6 protein-coding genes and 1 pseudogene are annotated in these 6,118 nt (G+C 71.5%); all 7 read right to left on the bottom strand.

Annotation, left to right across the window (positions count from 1 at the left end; genetic code table 11):
- Nucleotides 1-61: 61 nt before the first annotated feature.
- Nucleotides 62-1,069: a tryptophan--tRNA ligase gene (locus ACSIH6_RS36280; protein ID WP_435112840.1), complete on the bottom strand. Its 1,008-nt coding sequence runs from the start codon at nucleotides 1,067-1,069 to the stop codon at nucleotides 62-64.
- An 88-nt stretch (nucleotides 1,070-1,157) separates the two neighbouring features.
- Nucleotides 1,158-2,144, bottom strand: coding sequence for a zinc metalloprotease (locus ACSIH6_RS36275; RefSeq protein WP_435112842.1), 987 nt, complete (start codon nucleotides 2,142-2,144; stop codon nucleotides 1,158-1,160).
- A 131-nt stretch (nucleotides 2,145-2,275) separates the two neighbouring features.
- Complete coding sequence (locus ACSIH6_RS36270; RefSeq protein ID WP_435112839.1) at nucleotides 2,276-4,000, bottom strand: DEAD/DEAH box helicase; 1,725 nt, start codon at nucleotides 3,998-4,000, stop codon at nucleotides 2,276-2,278.
- 158 nt (nucleotides 4,001-4,158) lie between these two features.
- Complete coding sequence (locus ACSIH6_RS36265) at nucleotides 4,159-4,368, bottom strand: hypothetical protein (RefSeq protein ID WP_435112838.1); 210 nt, start codon at nucleotides 4,366-4,368, stop codon at nucleotides 4,159-4,161.
- A gap of 16 nt (nucleotides 4,369-4,384) precedes the next feature.
- Nucleotides 4,385-5,182: a class E sortase gene (locus ACSIH6_RS36260; protein WP_435112837.1), complete on the bottom strand. Its 798-nt coding sequence runs from the start codon at nucleotides 5,180-5,182 to the stop codon at nucleotides 4,385-4,387.
- A 6-nt stretch (nucleotides 5,183-5,188) separates the two neighbouring features.
- Nucleotides 5,189-5,728 (bottom strand): annotated as a pseudogene (locus tag ACSIH6_RS36255) (ATP-binding cassette domain-containing protein); the annotation flags it as partial.
- A gap of 132 nt (nucleotides 5,729-5,860) precedes the next feature.
- Nucleotides 5,861-6,103 carry a DUF3039 domain-containing protein gene (locus ACSIH6_RS36250; protein WP_017567454.1) on the bottom strand — a complete coding sequence of 81 codons (243 nt, stop codon included), beginning with the start codon at nucleotides 6,101-6,103 and terminating at the stop codon, nucleotides 5,861-5,863.
- Nucleotides 6,104-6,118: the final 15 nt, after the last annotated feature.

Genomic DNA, 6,118 nt, shown 5'->3' with positions numbered 1-6,118 from the left:
CCCCCCCCCCCCCCCCCCCCCCCCCCCCCCCCCCCCCCCCCCCCCCCCCCCCCCCCGCGTGTCAGGCGACGCCGACGGCGGCGCGCACGCGCTCCAGGGTGGCGCGGGCGCGCTGGCGGGCGCGCTCGGACCCGGCCGCCAGGATCGCGTCGATCCGCGCCGGGTCGGCCATCAGCTCCTCGTAGCGGTCGCGCTTGGGGCCCAGTTCGGTGTTGATCGCCTCGAACAGCTCGTTCTTGAGGTCGCCCCAGCCCATGCCGCCCGCCTCCAGGCGCTTACGCACCTCGGAGACCTTCTCGGCGTCGGCGAAGTGCGTGAGCAGCTGGAAGGGCACCGAGCTGTCGGGGTCCTTGGGGTCCTCGACCGGCGTGGAGTCGGTGGGGATGCGGCGGACGGCCTTCTTGAGCTTGTTCTCCGGCAGGAAGAGCGGGATGTGGTTGTCGTAGGACTTGCTCATCTTGCGGCCGTCGACGCCGGGCAGGATGCTCGCGTCGCTGTCGTCGATGACGCCCTTGGGGACGGGGAAGCTGTAGGCCCCGCCGAAGCGGTGGTTGAAGTACCCGGCGATGTCGGCGGTGTACTCGATGTGCTGGGACTGGTCGCGGCCCACGGGGATGTGGGTGCCCTCCATGACGAGGATGTCGGCGGCCATGAGGATGGGGTAGTTGTACAGCCCCATGTTGATCCCGGCGTCGAGGTCGGTGATCCCGGCCTCGTTGTTGCGGTCGCGGGCGGCCTTGTAGGCGTGCGCGCGGTTCATGAGGCCCTTGGGGGTCAGGGCGCTCAGGATGGTGGTGAGCTCGAAGGTCTCGGGCACCCGGGACTGCTGGTAGACGATCGTCCGCTCGGGGTCGAGCCCGCACGCGAGCCAGGTGGCAGCGCCTGACCGGATGCTGTGGCGGAGCTCGTCGGCGTCCTTGATGGTGTTGAGCGCGTGGTAGTCGGCGATGAAGTAGTAGGTGTCGTAGGCCGTGGCCGCGCTCAGGGCGGGCTTGATCGCGCCGATGTAGTTGCCCAGGTGGAAGTCGCCGGTGGGCTTGATCCCGGTCAGGTACGTGTTCGCTGCCATGGTGCCAAGCCTAGCGGCGGCCGGGCCCGCGCACGGTCGCGACCACGCCCCGACGGGAGGCGGCCCGCGCCGCGTGGTCGCCGCCGCGTCAGGCGCGGAAGGCCGCCCAGTGCTCGACCATGCGCTGGGCCTGGCCCGTGGTGAAGTGGGTCATGCAGGCGTCGTCGCTGTAGTTCATGAAGTTGGTGACGGGGTCCTCGCCCTTCTGCTCGGGGCAGGTGTCGCGGCCCTCGGGGCAGCCGGAGGCGGCCTCGCGCTCGTACGCGGTGTCGTCCACGTAGTCGCCGGGCGAGGAGCAGCCGTTCTGGAACGTGTGGAAGAGGCCGAGCCAGTGGCCGACCTCGTGGGTGCCGGTGTGGCCGAGGTTGAACCGGTCGCGGTCGCCGCCGGGCAGGGTGTCGTGGGCGATCACCACGCCGTCCTGTTCGGGCGCCTCCTCGTAGTCCTGGGGGAAGGAGGAGTAGCCGAGCAGGCCGGTGCCCAGGTTCGAGGTGTAGATGTTGAGGGTCCCCGCGTCACCCTGGCGCAGCTCGGCGCGGACGGTGTCGCGGTGTTCGGCGAAGCTGGTGAACCAGTCGTCGTTGACCGTGCGGGTGACCTCGCTGAGCTCGAAGCGGAAGCCGGTGTCGGTGGGTTCGGCGCTACCCGCGGCCCCGGCTCGCCGTGCGGCCTCGGCGGCCTGGGCCGGGTCCGCGGCGGTGTCGCCTCCGTAGGCGGCGTTGAGGACGTCGACCTGCCGCTGGACGCGTTCGTCGCTGACCTCGCCGCTGCCGTCCTCGGCGGAGATGACGTGCACCACGACCGGGACGGTGTGGGGTGGCTGGAGCTCCTGTCCCCGCAGGGGCACGAGTGCCTCCTGGAGCTGCTGCTCGTAGAGGGCGGCCTGACGCGGCGTCACCTCGCTGCCGCCGGGGGGCCGGGAGGCCGCGTCCGGGTCGGTGACCCTGGCGGCACCGGGCAGGCAGGGCTCCAGCGCTTCGGGCTCCCCCGGCGCCAGCTGGGCGCGCGAGGAGTCGGTTCCGACGGTGCCGGGCGTCGTGGCCATGACCATTCCGGCCAGGGCGAACCCGCACATCAGCAGTCCGGTGCAGAGCGCGGCTGAGCCGCCGCGAGAGCTGTGTCCACTCATCTCACACAAGGTAATGAAGCGGACACCGAGGGCTTATGGGACATGCGCGAGCTTGCGAAGTGTTTGCCCGTTTTGGGCTACCGCCCGCCGACGGCCCAGACGCGGATCTTGGCGATCCGCTCACGGATCTGCGTCGGGGTGGCCTGCGCGACCGGTGGCCCGCCGCAGGCGCGGCGCAGCTCGTTGTGGATCACCCCGTGCGGCTTGCCGGTGCGGTGGTGCCAGGCGCCCACGAGGCCGCTCAGCTCGCGACGCAGATCGGCCAGGACCTGGTGGGTGGGCCCCTCCTCCTCGGCGGGCTCCTCCACCTTGCGGGTCCTGATCTCACTCGCCTTGAGGTCGGCCTTGCGCTTGCGCAGGAGCTGGGAGACCTGCTGCGGGTCGAGCAGACCGGGCAGGCCCAGGAAGTCCTCCTCCTCGGTGGACCCCGGCACTCCGCCGTACTCGGCACCGTCGTAGAGGGCGCGGTCGAACTCCGCCGCCGACTCCATGGTCTCGAAGGGCAGTTCCTCCCCCGCGTCGGGGGTGTCCCGCTTCTTGTTGGCCTCCCGGAGCAGGTCGTCCTCCGGGTACTCGTCGCCCTCCGCCGGGGTCCGGTCGAGCACGTGGTCGCGCTCGCGCTCCATCTCGCCCGCGTACTCCAGCAGGGTGGGCACGGAGGGCAGGAAGACCGAGGCGACCTCGCCGCGCTGGCGCACGCGCACGAAGCGGCCGATGGCCTGGGCGAAGAACAGCGCGGTGCTGGTGGAGGTGGCGTACACGCCCACCATCAGCCGGGGCACGTCCACGCCCTCGGAGACCATGCGCACCGCGACCATCCAGCGGTCGTCGCCCACGGCGAACCGGGAGATCTTCTTGGAGGCCCCGGGGTCGTCGGACAGGATGACCGTGGCGCCCTTGCCGGTGATCTGGCGCAGGATGCGCGAGTAGGCGCGGGCGTTCTCGTGGTCGCTGGCGATGACCAGCGCCCCCGCGTCCGGGTGGGTCTTGCGGACCTCGGTCAGGCGGCGGTCGGCGGCCTGGAGCACGCGCTTGATCCAGTCGCCCTTGGGGTCCAGGGCGGCCCGCCACGCCTGGGAGAGCGCGTCCTGGGTGAGGGGCTCCCCCAGCCTGGCGGCGAGCTCGTCGCCCGCGCGGGTACGCCAGCGCATCTCGCCGGAGTAGGCCATGAAGATGACGGGGCGCACGACCCCGTCGGCCAGGGCGGGCCCGTACCCGTAGCTGTAGTCCCAGGAGCAGCGGCGCACCCCGGCGACGTCCTGGACGTAGTCGACGAAGGGGATGGGGTTGATGTCGGACCGGAAGGGGGTTCCGGTCAGGGAGAGGCGCCGTGCCGCCGGGTCGAAGGCCTCGCGGGCCGCGTCGCCCCAGGACAGGGCGTCCCCGGCGTGGTGGACCTCGTCGAAGATGACGAGGGTCTTGCGCGCCTCGGTCCGGTTGCGGTGCAGCATCGGGTGGGCGGCGACCTGGGCGTAGGTGACGGCCACGCCGACGTACTGGCGGCCCAGGGCGCCCTGCCCGTTGCGGAAGTCGGGGTCGATGGCGATGCCGAACCGGGCGGCCGCCTCGGCCCACTGCTTCTTGAGGTGGTCGGTGGGGCACACGATGGTGATGGCGCGCACCGTGTGCCGGTGGAGGAGTTCGCTGGCCAGGGTGAGGGCGAAGGTGGTCTTGCCCGCACCGGGGGTGGCCACGGCGAGGAAGTCCCGCGGTTCCCGGCGGAAGTACTCCTCGAACGCCTCCCGCTGCCATGCCCGAAGGCCTCTGAGCCGGTCCTCCGTCGTGGTCTGCGTCACCGTCATGCTGCGAACCGTCCCCCGTTACTCACCCCCATGAGGTTAGCGGGCACCGTGGACCGTTCCGGGAGCCTGGCCAGTGGCGCCGCGCACACGGCGTGTCCCAGGCCCCGGAAAGGCCACCGGTCCCCGCCGGCTCCCTCATCGTCCACAAGCACTCCGGACTACCCGCCGGACCCGGTCCCGGGCTCCACCCCGCCCCCGGGCTGGGCGCCCTCGACGTCGACGGCACCGTCGTTGAAGGGCATGTGCGGCGAGATCGCCGGAAAGGCGAAGAACCACAGCAGCAGGGCCGCGCCCACCGCCAGACCGAGCGCCAGGATGAGCTTGGAGACCCACGGACCGGGCAGGACACGCCAGATCAGACCGTACATTCGCTTTCCTTACTCGCTAGGCCTCGGGGGCCATGTGGGCGATCGAGTCGGGCATCCCCTCGGACTTGGGCGTGGTCTCCACCAGCTCCGCCCAGACGATGAGGCGGTGCGTGTTGTTCAGCTTGGGCGCGCACGTGGTGAGGGTGAGCAGGGACCTGCCCGGTTCCTCGTCGGTGGCCTCGTCGAACGGGTCCGGCTCGATCACCCACACGTCGGTGGGCAGGACCGTCTCGTCGCGGAAGACCTCGTAGGTGTAAAAATTCTCCCCGTCCTCCAGCACCATGACGTCGCCGTTCTGGAGCAGGTCCAGGTCCCAGAACAGGCCCGGGGTGCGATGGGCGGCCACGGCGTAGTTGCCCTCCCCGCCGGGGTCGCTGGGGTACTCGGTGTAGTGGCCGGGGCTGTAGCGGATGTCCTCCTGCGTGGTGCCGTTGACCACCACCCAGTCCAGGTCCAGGCTCGGCACGTACAGGCGGCTGTCGGCGCTGCCCGGCAGGGGCTCCGAGTCCGGGCCGGCCTCCGCGGCCGCCTGGTCGGCGGACCAGGCCTCCTCCAACCCCTGGGCCAGGTCCTGCTGTTCGCGGTCGGTCTCCCACTGGGAGCCGTACACCTCGTAACCGGCGTAGAAGAGCATGAGCAGACCGGCGGTCAGCATGATCTCGCCGAAGAACCGGACGATGCCGCGCACGACGTCGCCGGGGGTGGCCCTGGGCTTGGGGCGGCGCCGACGGCCGCCGGGGGCCCGCCGTCCACGCCCCTCCCCGCGCCCGGGACGGGGACCCTCGTGGAACTGCCGTTCAGTTGTGGACACCAATACGACCTACTCCTGTGGACGCTTCCGTGTGCACCCGTCCCCCACCTGAGGGGGGACGACCAGCGGGACTCCGGTACGCGGGTGCGGTAGGACTTCGACCTCGTGCTGGTAGACGGAGCTGAGCAGCGACGCGGTGAACACGTCGGCGGGGGAGCCCTGAGCGGCGACCCGCCCTCGGGAGGGTATCGCCACACGACGGGCGTAGGCTGCCGCAAGCCCCAAATCGTGCAGGACCACGATAACCGCACCGCCGCGCTCCGCGAGTTGGGAAGCCAGATCCAGTACGGGTTCCTGGTGCCGGATGTCCAGGGCGGCGGTCGGCTCGTCCAGCAGGAGCAGCCGGGTGCCCTGGGCCAGGACGCGGACGAGCATCACCCTCGCCCGCTCACCCCCTGACAGGGTGGGGAAGCGCCGTTCGGCCAGGTCGGACACGCCCGTGCTCTCCATCGCCGCGCTGGTGAGGGCGTCGTCCTCGGCCGCGGTGGCGCGCGGGGGCCGGACGGGTCCGTGGGCACCCGCCACGGGACCGGTCGGCCCCTGGACAGCACGAGGGCCTTGGCACACGCCGTGTGTCAAGGCCTTCGCCGTGCTCGCCGCGCGCGGTGCCCGGGCACGGCGGGGTCCGCGCCGGACGCGCGGCCGTCCCCTCGGGAGGCGTCGGCCGTCCGGGCGGGAGGACTACTTCATCATCTCCTCGTAGACCTTCTTGCACTCGGGGCACACGGGGAACTTCTTGGGGTCGCGGTTGGGCACCCACACCTTGCCGCACAGGGCGATCACGGGGTCGCCGGTCACGGCGCTCGCGGTGATCTTGTCCTTCTGCACGTAGTGGGCGAACCGCTCCCGGTCCCCGCCGTCGTGGGAGATGTCCGGTTTGGTCTCGCTGTCCGGGAGGACCTTGTTGAAGATGTCCATCGCCATCGTGCCTCACACCTT

Source organism: Nocardiopsis synnemataformans, assembly GCF_965343085.1.
In the GTDB taxonomy this organism is placed as follows: Bacteria; Actinomycetota; Actinomycetes; order Streptosporangiales; family Streptosporangiaceae; genus Nocardiopsis; species Nocardiopsis alborubida.
Note: the sequence above shows the minus strand (reverse complement) of the source record. Positions and strands in the feature narration are given on the sequence as shown.

What these genes read in the sequence shown, in the direction of transcription:
- ACSIH6_RS36250 (WP_017567454.1), bottom strand. Translation starts at nt 6,103, where the DNA reads ATGGCGATGGACATCTTCAACAAGGTCCTCCCGGACAGCGAGACCAAA.
- ACSIH6_RS36275 (WP_435112842.1), bottom strand. Translation starts at nt 2,144, where the DNA reads ATGTGCGGGTTCGCCCTGGCCGGAATGGTCATGGCCACGACGCCCGGC.
- ACSIH6_RS36280 (WP_435112840.1), bottom strand. Translation starts at nt 1,069, where the DNA reads ATGGCAGCGAACACGTACCTGACCGGGATCAAGCCCACCGGCGACTTC.
- ACSIH6_RS36265 (WP_435112838.1), bottom strand. Translation starts at nt 4,368, where the DNA reads ATGTACGGTCTGATCTGGCGTGTCCTGCCCGGTCCGTGGGTCTCCAAG.
- ACSIH6_RS36270 (WP_435112839.1), bottom strand. Translation starts at nt 4,000, where the DNA reads ATGACGGTGACGCAGACCACGACGGAGGACCGGCTCAGAGGCCTTCGG.